At 66.9% G+C, this 16,947-nt stretch carries 11 protein-coding genes; 5 read left to right on the forward strand and 6 right to left on the reverse strand.

Features of this window, described 5'->3' with window-relative positions; translation table 11 throughout:
- Positions 1–37: 37 nt before the first annotated feature.
- A complete protein-coding gene (locus tag ASE90_RS12125; RefSeq protein ID WP_235531793.1) occupies positions 38–1,225 on the reverse strand; it encodes a sigma-54-dependent transcriptional regulator in 1,188 nt (395 codons plus the stop codon).
- Positions 1,226–1,369: 144 nt separating this feature from the next.
- On the opposite strand from ASE90_RS12125, the gene ASE90_RS12130 reads away from it, so the two are divergent.
- From ASE90_RS12130 to ASE90_RS12145, 4 genes are all read left to right on the forward strand, one after another.
- On the forward strand, positions 1,370–2,671 hold the full coding sequence (locus ASE90_RS12130; RefSeq protein ID WP_235531795.1) for an efflux RND transporter periplasmic adaptor subunit: 1,302 nt from the start codon (positions 1,370–1,372) through the stop codon (positions 2,669–2,671).
- An 11-nt stretch (positions 2,672–2,682) separates the two neighbouring features.
- The gene (locus tag ASE90_RS12135; RefSeq protein ID WP_056000799.1) at positions 2,683–3,360 is read left to right on the forward strand and encodes an ABC transporter ATP-binding protein; all 678 of its coding nucleotides are present in this window, start codon (positions 2,683–2,685) and stop codon (positions 3,358–3,360) included.
- Positions 3,361–3,527: 167 nt separating this feature from the next.
- Positions 3,528–4,280, forward strand: a complete 753-nt coding sequence (locus tag ASE90_RS12140; RefSeq protein ID WP_056000802.1) for a GIN domain-containing protein — start codon at positions 3,528–3,530, stop codon at positions 4,278–4,280.
- A 16-nt stretch (positions 4,281–4,296) separates the two neighbouring features.
- Complete coding sequence (locus ASE90_RS12145; protein WP_056000805.1) at positions 4,297–6,726, forward strand: ABC transporter permease; 2,430 nt, start codon at positions 4,297–4,299, stop codon at positions 6,724–6,726.
- 48 nt (positions 6,727–6,774) lie between these two features.
- Here the strand turns inward: ASE90_RS12145 and ASE90_RS12150 are convergent, their stop codons facing one another.
- The 4 genes from ASE90_RS12150 to ASE90_RS12165 form a co-directional block, all read right to left on the reverse strand.
- On the reverse strand, positions 6,775–13,773 hold the full coding sequence (locus tag ASE90_RS12150) for an autotransporter outer membrane beta-barrel domain-containing protein (protein WP_056000807.1): 6,999 nt from the start codon (positions 13,771–13,773) through the stop codon (positions 6,775–6,777).
- 467 nt (positions 13,774–14,240) lie between these two features.
- Complete coding sequence (locus ASE90_RS12155; protein WP_162235090.1) at positions 14,241–15,008, reverse strand: NIPSNAP family protein; 768 nt, start codon at positions 15,006–15,008, stop codon at positions 14,241–14,243.
- A gap of 109 nt (positions 15,009–15,117) precedes the next feature.
- Positions 15,118–15,507 carry a type II toxin-antitoxin system VapC family toxin gene (locus ASE90_RS12160; protein WP_056000813.1) on the reverse strand — a complete coding sequence of 130 codons (390 nt, stop codon included), beginning with the start codon at positions 15,505–15,507 and terminating at the stop codon, positions 15,118–15,120.
- Entirely contained in the window at positions 15,504–15,746 is a 243-nt protein-coding gene (locus ASE90_RS12165; protein ID WP_056000816.1) for an AbrB/MazE/SpoVT family DNA-binding domain-containing protein, read from the reverse strand. Before ASE90_RS12165 ends, ASE90_RS12160 begins: the two co-directional genes overlap by 4 nt.
- 234 nt (positions 15,747–15,980) lie before the next feature.
- Here ASE90_RS12165 and ASE90_RS12170 point away from each other — a divergent pair, with 234 nt between their 5' ends.
- Complete coding sequence (locus tag ASE90_RS12170) at positions 15,981–16,601, forward strand: recombinase family protein (protein ID WP_082449765.1); 621 nt, start codon at positions 15,981–15,983, stop codon at positions 16,599–16,601.
- 52 nt (positions 16,602–16,653) lie between these two features.
- Here the strand turns inward: ASE90_RS12170 and ASE90_RS19235 are convergent.
- Positions 16,654–16,947, reverse strand: a 294-nt coding sequence (locus ASE90_RS19235) for an integrase core domain-containing protein (RefSeq protein ID WP_156361562.1), incomplete at its 5' end; no start/stop codon positions are given.

The following is a 16,947-nucleotide window of genomic DNA, read 5'->3' on the forward strand; positions in this document are numbered from 1 at the left end:
CTGCGCAGGGGTACGCCGGTGGACGGGGACGCGCACCCTATAACCCATGCCGCGCCATCCGCCGGTACAGTGCCCCCCGGCTCAACCCGAGGGCCGCCGCCGCATGGCTGACATTGTGGCGATGTTCGCGCAGTGCCGCCTCGATCACCGCGCGTTCGTTTTCGTCGAGGTCGAAGCGCGCCGGTGCGTCGGCGGCGACCATCGCCGCTGTCTCCGGTGCCAGCAGCGCGGTGTCGATCGCGCCGCCATCGCCCAGCAGCACCGCGCGCTCGATCGCGGCCGCCAGCCCGCGCACCTCGTCGGGCCATGGTCCGCGCAGGATGCGGGCTTCGGCGGCGGGGGTGAGGGTCGGGACCGGCCGCCCGTGCAGCGCCGCCGCCATCCGCAGGAAATGGCGCGCGAGCAGCAGCGCGTCGTCGCCGCGCGCGGCCAGCGGCGGCACCGCGATCTCGACCGTGGCAATGCGGCGGGCGAGCGCGGGCAGAATGCCGTTCGCGCTGTCGGCGATGGCGATGCAGCGCGTGGTCGCGGGCACGTGCGCCAGCAACCGCGCCTGCGCCACCTCGCCCAGACGATCGGGATGGCGGAGTATGATGGTCGACGTGTCGACAAGTCGACCCCATGCCGCATCGTCGCGCAGGTCGATCACCGGCATCGCCGCCCCGGCATCGGCCGACGCGGCGTGGAGCGCGGCGGCGGTCAGGGCGCGCCCCGATCCGGCCGGACCGGTCACCACCACCCCGGCGCGGGTCGGACCGATGCGGCGGATCAGGTCGCGCAAGGCCGCCATCGCCGCACTGTCGCCGAGCAGCCGCGCCGGTTCGGCCGCCATCGGCTGCGGCACCGCCGCCACCGGGGTCCGTGCCCGCGCGGCGGTGGCGATGCGAGCGAGCAGGTCGGCGTTGCGCCACGGCTTCATGATGAAATCGCGTGCGCCGGCGCGCATCGCCTCCACCGCGATCCTGACCCCGCTATGCGCGGTGATGACCACCACCGCCGCCGCCGGATCGTCGGACAGGATGCGCGCCAGCAACGCCAGCCCCTCCGCGCCATCGGTGCGCCCGGCGGCATAGTTCATGTCGAGCAGCACCACGTCGTACCGCGCGGCGGCGAGGCGGGAGAGCGCTTCCTCGGGCGTCGCGGCGGTATCGATCCGGTGCCCGCTGAGGCGCACCGCCAGCGCGATCGATTCGGCGACGCTGGCATAGTCGTCGATCAGCAACACGTTCAGGCCGCTTGACGCGCTGTCCGACTGTCCATTTGCGGACAGTGCGTCCGGACATGGACGGTCACCTGCCGGCAGATCGGGTGAAGTTCGTTCGGTTTCAGGCACTTAGGATTTTCCGTCCGGATCGGTGACACTGTGTCCATGATGACCGAACCGACCGACGGCGCAAGCAGCACGACGACAGGGCAGGGGAGCGCCCCCGGCGCGGCGATGGACCGTCGCGTGGAGAAGCCCCGTGCGCGCTGGTGGCGGCGGCGTCCGCTGTGGATCGCGGTGGCGGTGGTGCTGGCGGCGGTCGCGTTGTGGCGCTTCCTGCCCGCCGCCGGATCGACCGATATCGATGCCGACCGGATCGAGACCGGCGAGGTGACCCGCGCCGCATTCGACGATTACCTGCCGGTGCGCGGCACCGTCGCCCCGCGCCTGACCACGCTGGTCGGGGTATTGTCGGGCGGGCAGGTCGAGACATTGCTGGTGCAGGACGGGGCGATGGTCGCCGCCGGACAGAAGCTGGCGACGCTCGCCAATCCCGAACTGCGGCTCGAAGTGCTGACGCGCGAGGCGGCGATCGCCGGCCAGCTCGGCGCGGTCGCGGGCGAGGGGCTGGGGATCGAGCGCAGCCGGCTCGACCGCTCGGCACAGGTCGCGCAGGCCGAATATGATCTGATCAAGGCGCGCCGCGACCTCGCCATCCGCCAGCAGCTGTTCGACAAGGGTATCGTGTCCGAAGCGGGCGTCGCCGGCTATCGCGCCGAGGCCGAGTATCAGGCGCGCCGTCTGGCGCAGCTGCGCAGCGGTGCCGGTACCGAGGCGCGAATCACCGCGACACAGGGCGCGCGTCTGGCAGATACGCAGGCGCGGCTTGCCGGCAATCTTGCGGCGGTGCGCGGCGGGCTGTCGGCGCTGACCATCCGCGCGCCTGCCGCCGGGCGGCTGACCAACTTCACGCTGCAACCCGGCCAGACGCTGAAAGCCGGCGACCCGGCGGGACAGGTCGACAGCGAGGGATCGTGGAAGCTGGAGGCCGATGTCGACGAATATTATCTCGGCCGCGTCGCGGTCGGGCAGCGCGCACGGGCGGACGGTGCGAGCCTGACGGTGTCGAAAGTGCTGCCGGCGGTGAAGGACGGGCGGTTCCGCGTCGAACTGACCTTCGACCGGACACCACCCAACCTCAATCGCGGCCAGACCATCGATATCCGCATCACGCTGGGTGCCGCGTCCAAGGCGGTCGTCGCCCCGGTCGGCGGGTGGGTAGCGGCGGAGAATGGCGCGTTCGCCTTCGTGCTCGACGCCGATGGCACCCATGCCACCCGCCGCCCCGTCAAGATCGGCCGCCGCAATCCGGAAGTGGTCGAAATCCTGTCGGGGCTGAACCCCGGCGACCGCATCGTCACCAGCAATCTGTCGACCGTGAAGGGCGACACCATCAACCTCAATTAAGGGGCAAGCCTATGATCCGTCTAGAAAATATCCAGCGCCGCTATGTCTCCGACGAGGTCGAGACGACCGCGCTGGCCGATATCAACCTGCACGTCGAAGCGGGCGAGTTCGTCGCGATCATGGGGCCGTCGGGCTGCGGCAAATCGACGCTGCTCAACACGCTCGGCACGGTCGATCGCCCGACCGGCGGCAAATATTGGTTCGGCGAGCGCGATCTGGCGGCGCTCGATGAAAAGGACCTCGCCAAATTCCGGGGATCGACGCTCGGCTTCGTGTTTCAGAGCTTCAACCTGATCGACGAACTGACGATCGAGGAGAATGTGGCGCTCGGCCTCGCCTATCGCAGTGATGCCGGCGATCGGAAGGGGCGGGTGGCCGCGGCGATGGACAAGGTCGGCATCGCGCATCGCGCCCGCCATTTCCCGCACCAGCTGTCGGGCGGGCAGCAGCAGCGCGCCGCCATCGCCCGCGCGATCGTCGGCGATCCGAAACTGATCCTGGCGGACGAACCGACCGGCAATCTTGACACCGCCAATGGCGAGCAGGTGATGAACATCCTCGGCGCGCTCAACGACGAAGGCGCGACGATCGTGATGGTCACCCACTCGCCCGCCCATGCCGACATGGCGAAGCGGCGCATCGACATGCTCGATGGCCGCATCGTCGCCAGCGCGATGCGGGCGATGTGATGCGCACGGCCCAACCTCAATTCCTGCGTACCCCCGCGCAGGCGGGGGGCCAGGGCCACACGAACCACCCTTCACGTTTGCCGCTCTGGATCCCCGCCTGCGCGGGGATACGGCCCCGGGCCGGTGGCAGCGTATCCTCCATTCCCTCCCGATCGGAGACCACGCCCATGAAACCGCTCCTCACCCTCGCGCTGCTCGCCTCCGCCGTGCCGACCCCGGCGCTGGCAGAGGTGACGACGCGCAGCTTCGCCGCCGCCGATTTCGATCGCATCGACCTGCGCGGTTGCGATCATGTCGTCGTCACCTTCGGCGCGCGCTTCGCGGTGCGGGCACAGGGGCAGGCGGGGTCGCTGGCGGCGATCGGCGTCGCGGTGCGTGGCCGGGTCCTGACGCTCCTGCGGGCACCGGGCAGCTGCGACAGCCGCCGGAACAAGCCCGCCGCGACGATCAACGTCACCCTGCCGCGCCTTGCCGTCATCCAGACGAGTGGCACCGGATCGGTCCGCATCGCCGCGCTCGACACCCCGACGTTCGAGGCACGGATGCGCGGTACCGGTGCCCTCGCCATCGACGGCCTGCGCACCACCCGCGCGACGATCGACGTATCGGGCACCGGCACCGCGACGCTGCGCGGGGTGCGTGCCGCGCGGCTGTCGCTCAACCTCAGCGGCACCGGGCGCATCGTCGCCGATGGCCGGGCGGACGCGCTGGCGATCGATGCCAGCGGGACTGGACATGTCGACACCTCGACACTCACCACCGGAGCATTGTCGGTCGATGCCAGCGGCACCGGATCGGTCCGCGCGCAGGTGAATGGCCCCGCCACCATCGACGCCAGCGGCATCGCCCGCGTGACCGTCACCGGCCGGCCGCAATGCGCGGTGTCGCGGAGCGGCATGGCCCGCGTCACCTGCGGCTGATCCTGGGGGAACATCGATGAACCGTTTCGGGCTGCTGTCGCTCTATCGCTCGCTTGTGCGCCACAAGCTGTATGCCGCGTTGAATATCGGCGGCCTCGCGGTCGGGATCGCGGTGTTCCTGATCCTCGGCCTCTATGTCCGGTTCGAGACCAGCTATGAAAAATGGCTGCCCGATTACAACAAGGTCTATGCCGTGCAGACGGTCTACACCATGCCCGACAGCCCGGCGAACGGTGCTTTTGCCTATACGATGGGCGGGCTGCTCGACCAGTTGCGCGAGGATTTTCCGGGCGTCGTGGGCACCCGGATCGGTGGCGGGCAGGAGGCCGGCACGATCCTGACGAACGGACGCGCGACGCGGGTCGACGCGGCACAGGTCGACGCCACCTTCTTCGATGTGTTCCGCCTGCCGATGGTGGCGGGCGATCCCGCCACCGCGCTGGCACAGCCGGGCAATGTCGCGATCGACCAGAAGACCGCGCGCGCCTATTTTGGCACCCGCGATCCGATCGGGCAGACGCTGGTCCTGTCGATGGACAAGGTGCGGACCTACCGGGTCAGCGCGGTGTTCCGCGACCAGCCCAAGAACAGCGATTTCAAGCTGTCGGTGCTGGTGCCGCTTACCCGCGATATGGCGAACGAATACTGGTATCACTGGGGCAGCGTGTCGCTGGCCACCTTCTTGCGCTTCGACACGCCGGTCGCCGCGCGGGCGTTCGAGGACAAGCTGACCGCGTTCGTCGACCGGCGCGGCAAGGAACTGACCGGTGACGGCGGCAAGCCGTCGGACATGCAGCATCTCGAGCTGTTGCCGCTGGCCGACCTGCACCTGACCCCTCAGGGAACCGAGAGCGCGAGCGCGAAGACGACCGTCGTCACGCTGGGGCTGGTCGGCGTGCTGACGCTGCTGATCGCGGTCGTCAATTACGTGAACCTGGCGACCGCCCGTGCCGGCCTGCGCGCCCGCGAAGTGGCGATGCGCAAGGTGCTGGGGGCCGATCGGGGCGTGCTGGTGCGCCAGTTCCTCGGCGAAGCGGTACTGACCGTAGCCATCGCCGCGCTGGGCGGGCTGATCCTCGCCGAACTGGGTCTGCCGCTGGTCAATGCGGCGGGCGGGCTGTCGCTGACAATCCACTACGGCGTCGTCGTGCCCGCGCTGCTGGTGCTGGCGGTGGTCGTCGGCGTGGCGGCGGGGGTCTATCCGGCGATCCTGCTGTCGCGCTTCCCCGCCGCTTCGGTGCTGGCCTCGGCGCGCTCGCCCGGCGGCGGGCGGACGGGCACGCGCGTCCGCGAACTGCTGGTCATCGGGCAGTTCGGTCTCGCCATCGCGTTCATGATCGGCACCGCCGTGCTGGTCGCACAGACCCGGCATGTTCGCACGACCGATCTGGGGTTCCAGCGCGACGGGTTGCTGGTGGTGACGTCCGCCGTCGACCCGGCGGTGCCGAAGGATCGCAAGCCCGCGATCCTCGCCGCGATCCGGGCGCTGCCGCAGGTGAAGGACGCCACCATCGCCAATGCGACACCGGGCGGCAGCGGAGAGGGGAACAACAACAACGTGCCGCTACCCGGCGTCGCTGGACCGGGGCCGTCGCTGACGTGGGTCCGGGTATCCCCGCGCTTCTTCGAAACGCATGGCGCGCGGCTGATCGCCGGGCGGTGGTTCGACGACGCGCATGGTGCCGACGACGTCACCGGCCACAAGGGGACCGATCCGACCAACATCGTCATCAACCGCCGTGCGCTGACCCCGTTGCGCTTCGCATCGCCACAGGACGCGATCGGCAAGACCGTGGGCGGCGATCGTCCGCGCACGATCATCGGCGTGGTCGACGACCTGCGCTTCGACACGCCGCGCAGCCCGGTCGCGCCGACCTATTATATCTATTACCGCTCGCCCGAGGCGATCGACACGTCGGTCATCGCCATCCGCGTGACCGGCGATCCGCGCATCGCATTGGCGGCGGTGCGCGACCTGTGGCAGCGGATGGTGCCGCAGGTGCCCTTCACCGGACAGACCGCCGACGAACGCCTCGCCGACTATTACGAAGCCGACGACCGCGCCACCCGGCTGTTCGGGATCGGGGCCGGCCTCGCCGTGCTGATCGGCTGCGTCGGGCTATGGGGCCTCGCCTCGTTCAACACCGCGCGGCGGACCCGCGAGATCGGCATCCGCAAGACGCTGGGCGCGTCGTCTGTCGATATCGTCAAGCTGCTGGTCGGGCAGTTCCTGCGCCCGGTACTGATCGCGAACCTCGTCGCATGGCCGCTCGCCTTCTTCGCGATGCGGACGTGGCTGGCCGGGTTCGAGGACGCGATCCCGCTGTCGCCGCTGTTCTTTGCGGGCGCGACGGCGGTGGCGCTGCTGGTCGCGGTGCTGACCGTGCTCGGCCAGTCGCTCCGCGCAAGCCGCGCGGCCCCGGCCTGGGCCTTGCGGCACGATTAAGGGTACCGGCTCCGACCTTGCGCAAGGTCGGAGCCGGTCAAACCGCGATCAGAAGCGCAGCCGTACGCCGGTGCTGATCGTTTCCTGATGATCGTCACGACCGGTCTGTGCCGATGCGGAGGCAAAGATGTCGAGCCCGCTCGGCAGGCGATAGGCGACACCGCCCGCTGCGGTGCCGACCAGTTCGGTACGGCCCGCGCCGACCGCGACCAGCCCCGGACCGTTGCCGGCATAGCCGGCCAGTGCCGTCGCGCGCTGTCCTTCGAGTTGGTAGCGGGCGCCCAGCGACACGAACGGCCGGAACGGCGCGTCCGAGGCATCGCTGCGCGCCAGCGTCACCCCGGTATCGGCAAAACCCGATACGTGCCGGTTGCCAGCGACGGTCAGGGCGAACGGGCTGGACCCGGTTTCGCGCACTGCTTCGCGCGAGGTGCGGATGTACGTTACGCCGACGCGCGGGCGTAGCGACCATCCATCCCCTACGTCGATGTCATAGGATGCGGCGACATCGCTGGCCCAGCTGTGCAGGGCATAGCTGCCGATCCCGTCCCGTCCTGTCGGCAAGGCGCGCACCGTATCCGCCGTTCCGCTATCGTACAGCAGCAAGGCGCTGAAGCCCCACCCGCTGTCCGCGCCGTAGCGGCCATGAACGCCCGCCACGACGCCATCGGCACGCGTGCGCGCGCCCAGTGCGCCGATCTGCTGCCGGCCATTCAGGTACCCGGCGAACGCGCCAATCATCCAGCTGCGGTCGCCATATCCGACCCCGCCGAGGAAGCCGTAGCTTTGCGCACGCGCGGTGTTGCTGCCCTGCGCGGCATCGCCTTGCAGCGTGTGCCATTGGCCGATCGTCTGCGCGAAGGTGAACGCGCCTGCGTCCTGCCGGTCGGTCGCGAACGCGTTTCCACGGGCGACCTGGGTCAGCGACAGCGCATGGTCGACCCCGAGCTGCGTCGCCGAGGCATAGGCTTCCGGCGTCAACTGCGCGAAGCCGCGCGCATTCGATGCCCCGGACGTATCGACCAGTGCCGGCAGGCTGTCGAACAGCGTGCTGGTCGCCGGCTGCACCGCCAGTGTGGCGTTCGCATAGGCGATGCTGCGCGCGACCTGCGGGGAGAAGCGCGGGTCGGTCAGGAACTGGCCGAGCAGCTGGATGCGGTCGCTGCGCTGGACGATCACGCCGAACAGGTTCGACGGCTTGTTGATGGTCGTGAACCCGCCGGTGATCCCGCCGCTGGCGGTGATCAGGTCGTAGCTGGTGCCGGCGCGCAGCGTGCCGACCGGTACGATCTGCAACGTCGCACCGCTGGCGATTGAAAGTGCGCCGTTGACGACCAGCTTGTCGGAGACGGTCGGAGTCAGTTCGAACACCGACAGCGAACCGCTGGCCAGCGTGACATTGCCGTTGACGGTCATCACGCCCGGCGATGCACCCGGGCTGAGCGTACCGGCGACATTGACGTTGCCGTTGACGGTACCCGCCGAACCGAAGGTCGCACCCGTGCCGACGTCGATGCGGCCTGCAGCGATCGTCGAGTTGGCAAGCCCGACCAGACGCCCGCCGGTCAGCGCCGCATTGCCGAGCGCCGCATTGCCCGAAACGGTGGCGTAGCCGCCCGTCATCCCGAACGTCTCGACATTGCTGACGTTCGTGAAAGCGACCGGAGCGTTTGCGCTGCCGCCCGACACTGCGATCGTGTCGCTGCCCGCACCGCCATCGACCGCGCCGGCAAAGCCGCCCGCGATCGTCAGCCGTTCGTTGCCACCGGCGAAGCGCACGGTACCGGCGGTCAGCGATGCGCCGCTGACGACGGTCAGGTCGGTGGCCGCGACCACCTGCCCATAGCTTTGTGCGCCGGTCAGGGTCAGCGTGCCGGTGCCGGTGCTCGCCAGCGTTTCGAAACCGGTCAGCGTGGCGGCGTCGAGCGTACGCGGTCCGGCCAGCGCCACCGTGGCGAGGTCATCCCCCGCGCCGCCAGCGACGGTGCCGTTCAGCTTGGCATTGGGGGCCAGGCTGAAGCTGTCATTGCCAGCGCCCAGATCGAGCGTGCCGTTGATCGTGCCGCCATTGGCCAGCGCCACCGTCTGCGCGCCATCGCCCAGCGTCGTCAGGTCGCCGGCCGCGCCGAGCGTCCCGTCGATCGTGAGTGCGGTACCGGTGAGCGCAATCGTCTCGAACCCGCTGGCGCTGCCCGTCAGCGTTACCGGTGCGTTGGTGGAGAAGCGCAGCGTGTCGCTACCCGCCCCGCCGGTATAGGTGCCGTTGGCGACCGCTGTCCCCAGCACCAGCATGTCGTTGCCGCCGCCCAGTGCGGCGCGGCCGATATCGCCGTCGACGCTCAGCATTTCGGCCGCGTCGCTGCCGGTGACGGTGCCGACGCTGTTGCCGTTCAGCGCGAGCGCGAGGCCGGTGCCGGCAAGGGCGACGCTGTCGAAGCTCTGGTCGAGGGTCAGCGCCAGCGTGCCGTTGCCGGTGACGGCGAGCTGTTCGAAGCCGCTGCGCGTGCCGATCCCGTTGCGGTTGCCCGACAGGACGACGCGGTACAGGTCGACCCCCGCACCGCCATCGACCCCACCGGCGACGCTGCTGCCCGCGCGATCGACGAAGATGTCGTCGCCCGCGCCCAGCGCCACCGAACCGGTGATCGTTCCCGCATTGTCGACGGTTTCGCCGGCATCGCTGCCGGTGATCGTGACCGGGCCGATGCTGCTCAGCGTTTCGCCTACGCCGACGTTCAGCGTGCCGCCGCTGACGTCGAGCGTCGTGGCCTGGAACGCGCCGACATAATTGACCGCGCCGCTGCCGGTCTGGCTGAAGCGCTCGAAGTTGACGAACTGGTCGCCGCGTACCGTGCCACCGCCGGCAGCGTCGATGATCAGGCTGTCGGTGCCCGCGCCGCCATCGACGGTGCCGGACAGGATGGCCGAGACACGATGCAGGAAGGTGTCGTCGCCCGCGCCCAGAAAGACATCGCCGTCGAGCGTGCCGTAATTCTCGATACGGTCGTCGCCTGCGCCCGTGTCGATCGATCCGATGATCGTGCCGGTGTTGATGATCCGGTCATTGGTGCCAAAGGACTGGATCGCGCCGGCCAACGTTTCACCGTTCGCCGTGAAGCTCGCACCGCCGTGGATCGTACCGGCGTTGGTCAGGTCCAGCGTACCCAGCGCGCCTATGGCGGTCGACAATATTCCCGTCGCTTCGATCCTGCCGGTCGCGCTGTTGTTCAGCGTGATGGAATGCGCTGCGCCGGTCGGCGCCGTCAGCATCGTCAGCGCCGTGGCAATGCTGGTATAGGTTTCGGTCCGTTGTTCGACCTGTCCGGTCGATGGGTCATAGCTCCAATAGGTGTAGGTAACATCCTCACCACCGGCATTCGCACGGATCGTGCCGCTGTTGGTCACGGTGATCTGCCGCATGCCGGCGCTTGGCTCGTCGGACCAGTAGAACCCGCGCGCCTCCAGATAAGCTGCGGTCGCGCCCTTGCCCGTCGTCTCGATCGTGCCGCGATTGTCGAGCGTCATCGACGATACGCCGTCGGCCGTATCGACCATCGTCATCTCGATCGCGTTGCGACCGCTGGTGATCGTGCCACGGTTGGCCAGCGATGCCGTCAGCGGCGCGGGAGCGATCACGTTGGTGAAGTTCTGCACCGATACGCCGAGCTTGCCGGTGATCGATCCGTCGTTCGCTGCGGTCACCGCACTGTCCGACCCCAGCGAGACGGCGAGATTGCCTGCGCCGATGTCGATCGTGCCGGCGTTCGCGAAGTCGACCGCGCCGGCCTGTTGGATCCGTACCGCCGACCCTTGCGAATCCTGGGTCGTCACGATGCCGGTGGCGGCATTGACGAAGCGTCCGACGCGACCATCGAAGCCGCCGTTCATCCGACCCTGGTTGGTGAACGAGGCGAGCAGGGCCGGAACCACCATCATCCCGTTCTCCCACCGATCGGTATCGGTGGTCACCATGCCGTCGATCGTCGCGGTGTTGATGATATTGCCGGTTCCCGACAGTTTCAGGGTGTTCGCGACGGTTGCCGCAGCGGCGATAGTCACCTGCGTATCCGGTCCGGTGGCACGCACGCCTTCGACACCGAAACCGGTCGGCAGGTCCCGGCCCAGCGTCACCGTGCCGTTGGTGGAACGGGCATGGATATAGGTGTTGGTACCGCCGCCGGCATCGATCGTGCCGCTGACGCCGGTCACGTCGTCATAGACGATCAGCGTGTCGTCGCCGTCGCCGAACCGCAGGTCGCCGGCGATCGTGCCACCCAACCCGTCATATATCGCGTTGCCATAGGATCGGTTGTTGTAGTTATAGCTGCTGTAGCCGAGATCGACGGTGCCGATGATGGTACCGGCATTGACCAGCGTCCCGCCGCTGACCCGGATCGCGGTACCGTCGCCGGTGATCGTGGCGCCGGCGCGATTGGTGATCATGGCCTGCGGATTATATTGGCCACCCCCGATCGCGACGTCGTTCGTGCTGGTGATGCGGCCGGCATTGTCGATCGTCATCGATGACGAACTGCCAACCGCGTTTCCGGCAACCTCGATCGAGCCGAAATTGGTGAGGTCGAGGCCACTCCAGGAAAAGATGCCGTCCGATACGCGACCACCAGCGATCTGGCTGATCGTGCCGTTGTTGGTGATCTTCAAGGCTTCCGAGATGCCGGTCGCGCCATCGAGCGAAATCGTCCCGTCGTTGACGACGGTTCCCTGGCTGGAGGCGTAGATACCGATCGCAGCCTGCTGCCTGTCTCCACCGCGCACGAGGATCGTGCCGGCGTTCGTGAAGCTATGCTCGCGTCCGGTCTGCACCGCGGCGAAGGCAAGACCGTCGCTGCCACTCGATCTGTCGAGGGTGATGGTTCCGCGGCTGATGATGGCGAGACCGGTCTGATCGCTCCGGGTCTCGCCGGGTGCCGTCAGGACCTCCGACACCGAAATGGCCGACCGGGTGGTGGCGACGATGTCGCCGGTGACGTCGACGCTGCCCTTGCCCGCCACGATCAAAGGCGTACCGACGCTGGTCAGCGTCAGCTTGGCGCCATCGTACAGGTCATAGCCGATCTCGGCGAAACCCGGACGCGCCGTTGCCGAGGTGGTCGTGTCGGCAGTGACGCGATAGCGCAGCAGCGCGTTCGTCGCGGTGACCGTCCCGTTGATGCCGGCAAAGCCGCTGCTGCCCGCATCGCCCAAGGAGGTCACGAGCGTCTCGTTACGGCCCAGCGTCAGGTTCCCGTTCAGCACGCCGCCCGGCAACGCGAAATAGCGGTTGCTGCCATAGCTGTATTCCTGGCCGACACCACCGAACGAGACGTTGCCGTCGATCGTCCCCGCGTTGGCGACGGTTGCATTGAACAGGCCGATACCGGACGTCGACGGACGGACATCGCCGACGACCCGACCTCCGGCACCATTGAACAGGATACCGTAATAGCCGAGGTCGACCGCCAGCGCTGGCGACGTGATCAGGCCCGTGTTGGTAAGGTTGCTGGAGAGCTGGACCCCGGCGATCGCGCCTTCGATGGTACCGCTGTTGGTCCAGTTCATCCCCGACGAACCACGCATGGTGGCGCCGATGCCGGCGGTCGAGCGGATCGTGCCGCTATTGGTGAAACTGGTACCCGACAGTTCCAGCGCCGTTCCGCTCGCCCGAAGCGTCCCGGTGTTGACGAACATGCCTTGCGCGATGATCGATGCGCCGTTGCCGGCCGCATTGATCGTACCATCATTCTGGAAGCGGTTGGCAGAATAGATGCGAACCAGGTAACCATTGTCGGCAGCGGTGCCTTCGATGGTGCCCGCGTTCACGATGGTGGGTGCGCCGTCGGAATAGCCGGTGCTGAGAACCTCTCCGGTTCCGCGCAAGATGCCGTTGAGCGTGACGGTGCCGCCGCCGCTCACGCTTAGCTGGTTGCGAATCACGCTACCCGCCGCGCCGATGGTTACCGTTGGCGTATTTTCGAGGCGCAGGCCAAGCTGCTCGAATCCGGTCAGCAGCGGGAAAGTGGTCAAATCGGCGTTTTCGGAAAGACGCAGCGCCAAGGTATCTACACCCGCACCGCCGTCGATCGTTCCGGTAATGCCGGTAACGATCTGTCCGGCGACATAGCGCGCCGCCAGCGTGTCGTTGCCGGCGCCGAGGGTCAGATCGCCGATGATCGTCCCGGCGAGGGTATCGATGCTGCTGACGCTACCCGCGGCGGCACGCGACACGACCGATCCGGTGATCGTCCCGGCATTGGTCAGGTACAGCGAACCGCTGACGTCGATCGCCGTGCCGACGCCACGGATCGTCGCACCAGCCTCGTTGACGATGCGGCTCGCATTGCCATCGTTCGCGGTCCGGCGCGAGATGATCGATCCGTCGATCGTCCCGGCATTGGTCAGGGACAATGCCCCATCGGTGTCGATCGCATTGCCGACGCCGCGGATCGTCGCACCGGCCTTGTTGCCGATGCTGAGAAGCGTGCTGGCATCGCGGATGGCGGTGCCGCTGGTCCCTTCGATCAGGCCTTCATTGACGATGCTGACACTGATGCTGCCGAAGGGGTTGTTGAATAACTGGCGGCTTACCAGTGCTTGCCCGCCCGTGATCGTCCCTCGTGCACCGATCGATATGGTGGCGTTCGCCCATGGATAATAGGTCTGCAGTCCCGGGGGGCAGACGATCGGCGAGGCACCGGCATAGGGATCGCACGGCGCCAGATACGGCTCTCCGTTGGTAACCAGGAAGCCGGTCCGGTTTTCGCCATCGACCCGGCCGTTGATCGTGAAGGTCGCGCTTTGCGACCGGGTATCGATGGGGGCGTCGAACCCGCCGCGTACGATCGCATTCTCCTGCACGACGACGCGGACGCCATAGTCATCGGCGATCAGCCCGCCATTTTCGGTGCCCGTGCAGTTGGTCGTCGTCGACGAGCTTACCGGCTTGGGCGAACATTGCGCGTTCGCCGCAGACGATGCCGCCATCGCAACGATGCTCGTACCGATCGCGAACGACCACCGGCGCAAACGCACCGAACCATGGCGTACCATCCAGAAATCCCCCCTAATGCGGCCCCCGTGCCGGACAGCCTGCTTATGTGATGGCAGGTGAAACGTCCAGTCAGGTCCCGCTAACCGTCCTCGGCCGACAATATTCTTTCAGCCATATTCCGCACCTGCACTGCGACAACATTTCAATAGCGAGATATTGATTGAGGGCTAGTCAGCTATGGTTAGCGGCAGAAGTAACCAAACTGTGTACAGTCGAGCGAACCGGTTGCTGTTGCTGCGGTCGAGTGGCGTATTGTCATGTTCACGATACGGATATTACTGGGAATGATGGTTGATGACGAACCATGTGATCGAGAACTCTATCGGAGCCTTGTCCAGCGGCACCATTTTCCGTCCCGAAGGGCAGCGTGCTATCGACTTCGTATGGCACGACCCGGTGAAGCGGGGCTGATCGCCGGTCTTGACGTGTGTCGCTGTCGGCAGGGACGGCACAGTGCCGCGATCCATCAAATCTGCGAATAGCGCGTCGGATTGATGATCTGGTTGTCGATGTCCGTTACGGTCTCGGCAAGGCCGGGCATGGCGATCAGTCGCTGCCATGCCGGGTCCGCGCCGAATGCCTTCCAGCTCCGCTCGCGCGCCGCAAGATCGGGGAAGGTCAGCATATAGGTCAGGCTGGGCAGATGGGTGCCGGTCAGGTCCTGCGCGAAGAAGACCGGGGTGAGGCCGGTGCGGCGGAAGATGTCGACCTCGCCACCGGTATCGAACATGCCGATCTTGGTCGCACCCGCCTTCTCGCTATGGCTGTGATAGGTTCGCAGCTCGAAGATGCGTCCCTTGCCGGGGCCGGGCGCTTCGATGCGGGGAAATCCCCCGAACGCCCGCATCAGTTTCACCTCGAGCGTAACATAGGGCGGGCTGGCGAGGGGCGCGTCGGAATAGGCCGTGGCGGCCTGGGCATAGGCCGGATCGGCGGCCAGTTTGCCGGGGAGTTCCAGAAAGGCGGCGATCGAGGGGTGGGGGATCAGCAGCTGGACGTTGGCGCTGCCCATGCCGATCGCCGTGGTAAACGCACCGATGGGCCCGCATCCGGCACGGCGCGCGGCGGGAAGGAAGGCACGTTCCAGATACCCGTCCAGTCGCTCCTTCATCGATCCGACCAACCGGTAGGTGCGAAGCTCGTAGAGTTCGGGGCCGGCCCCGGCCGTCCGCGATTGCGCGCCGGCACCGGTGCCGGCCAATGCCATGCCACCGACCGCGGCGGCGGCGAGCATGGAACGTCGATCGATCGCGTGCGGCATGAAGACCTCATCCAATGGAAGGTCGCCAACGGAGCCGATGTAAAACGTGTCGTCAATCAAAAGGGTTAGCGTCGTGCCACCCTCAACGGATAACGACGACCTTCACGCCGACGGCATCGGCGATGTCGCGCCATGTGCGGTCGGCGGTCCAGGCGGGCAGTTTCTCACGTCTGGCCAAGGCGAGGCAGAAGCGATCGCCAAGCGACAGGCCCGCCTCGACCGTCAAGCCGCGCAACCGGCCCGCGTCCCAGCATAGTCCGGCATCGGCATCGATCAGCCTGATCGGCAGCGGCCGGAGCATCGACGTCACGACGTCATCCGGCATGCCGAGTTTCGAATAATGCGATGCGACCTCGGCCATGTTGACGACGGACATGCACGCATCGCCGAGTGCATCCTCGACCTTCTTGCCACCCGCTTCGCCCCGGAGCAGCGCCAGCAGCGCCGACGCGTCGAGGATTACCGCACTCACGCGCCGCTCTCGGTCATGCGGTTGGCAAGAAAGTCATCGACGCTGCTGCCGTCCACCTTGTCATATTGCTTTGCCAATGATCTGGCACGTGCCACGATCTGTTCCGCGGTGCGCAGGATGACGCCGTCCGGCGTCTCGTCGACATAAACCGCGCCTCCGTTTGTCAGCCCCAGGCGCTTGCGGATGTCGACAGGCAGGCTCATGCGTCCAGTGGCAGTGATTGCGACTTGCAGTGTCATAAAGTCATCCAAATGAAGAACGCGCCAAATGATAGCATATGGACCATGATGAAGCTGGAATGACATACGGGTCCTGATGTGGCAAGATGCCCGTTCGGTATATGTATAATAAGGGTATACCCTGATAATACACCGCTCCTGAAGCGCTTTGTCCGTACGATCAGGGTCGGTTGCAGGCAAGTTGAACACTCGCCGCCAAAGGTCTAGACCCGGATCGAACAGAAAGGGGGAAATATGGCCCTGTTCGGCTATGCCCGCGTGTCGACCGACGATCAGGACCTCGGAATCCAGCAAGCGGCATTGCGCGCGGCGGGGTGTCAGACGATCCGGTCGGAAAAGAAATCGGGGTCGTCGCGCGCTGCGCGCAGCGAGTTGCAGATCCTGCTCGACTTCCTGCGCGACGGCGACACGCTGGTCGTGACGCGGATCGACCGGCTCGCGCGGTCAATGAAGGATCTGCAGGATATCGTCCATGAGCTGAAGGGACGGGGAATCACGCTGAAGGCGACCGAGCAGCCGATCGATACCGGCACGGCGGCGGGCAAGGCGTTTCTCGACATGCTCGGCGTCTTTGCCGAATTCGAAACGAACCTGCGCCGCGAACGCCAGGCGGAGGGGATTGCGGCGGCGAAAGCGCGCGGCGTCTACAAGGGCGGCAAGCCCCGTATCGACCCCGAAGCGGTGCGGACGCGGGCAGCGCAGGGAATGCGCCCGGCGCATATCGCCCGCGAACTGGGGATTTCGCGCGGCACGGTCTATCGGTTCCTGCCTGTGGCTGCTCTCGGACCAAACGGTGCCTTGCCACCGGAATCCGCTCTACTGCATAGCACTGTTACCAATGCCGATCCGTCCTGAGCATGTTTTTTATACCCGATCGATGATCTGGCCCCCGTTTTACCGGACGGAATTAGGCGGTTGCAGAAACCAGTGCGCGATGTTCGCGCGGCGAACGCATTTTGAGCCCTGAGTGCGGGTGGTTGTCGTTGTAGTCCTCGATCCATCCGGCCAGCGATGTCAACGCGGTGAGTGCATCGGGGAGCGGGGAGACACGAACGTAATCTCGTTTGAGGGTATGCACGAAGGCCTCGGAGATGCCGTTGGGCTGCGGGCTGCGGACAGGGGTGAAGCAGGGTTTGAGGCCCAGCTGCCGGGCAAAGGTCCGTGTTTCGCGGGCGGTATAGGCCGAGCCGTTATCGGACAG

The sequence above is a fragment of the Sphingomonas sp. Leaf67 genome (genome assembly GCF_001421965.1).
Lineage (GTDB): Bacteria > Pseudomonadota > Alphaproteobacteria > Sphingomonadales > Sphingomonadaceae > Sphingomonas.

Excerpts from the sequence above, each read along its gene's own strand:
- ASE90_RS12130 (WP_235531795.1), top strand. The coding sequence starts at position 1,370 with ATGATGACCGAACCGACCGACGGCGCAAGCAGCACGACGACAGGGCAG.
- ASE90_RS12135 (WP_056000799.1), top strand. The coding sequence starts at position 2,683 with ATGATCCGTCTAGAAAATATCCAGCGCCGCTATGTCTCCGACGAGGTC.
- ASE90_RS12140 (WP_056000802.1), top strand. The coding sequence starts at position 3,528 with ATGAAACCGCTCCTCACCCTCGCGCTGCTCGCCTCCGCCGTGCCGACC.
- ASE90_RS12145 (WP_056000805.1), top strand. The coding sequence starts at position 4,297 with ATGAACCGTTTCGGGCTGCTGTCGCTCTATCGCTCGCTTGTGCGCCAC.
- ASE90_RS12150 (WP_056000807.1), bottom strand. The coding sequence starts at position 13,773 with ATGGTACGCCATGGTTCGGTGCGTTTGCGCCGGTGGTCGTTCGCGATC.
- ASE90_RS12155 (WP_162235090.1), bottom strand. The coding sequence starts at position 15,008 with ATGCTCGCCGCCGCCGCGGTCGGTGGCATGGCATTGGCCGGCACCGGT.
- ASE90_RS12165 (WP_056000816.1), bottom strand. The coding sequence starts at position 15,746 with ATGACACTGCAAGTCGCAATCACTGCCACTGGACGCATGAGCCTGCCT.
- ASE90_RS12170 (WP_082449765.1), top strand. The coding sequence starts at position 15,981 with ATGGCCCTGTTCGGCTATGCCCGCGTGTCGACCGACGATCAGGACCTC.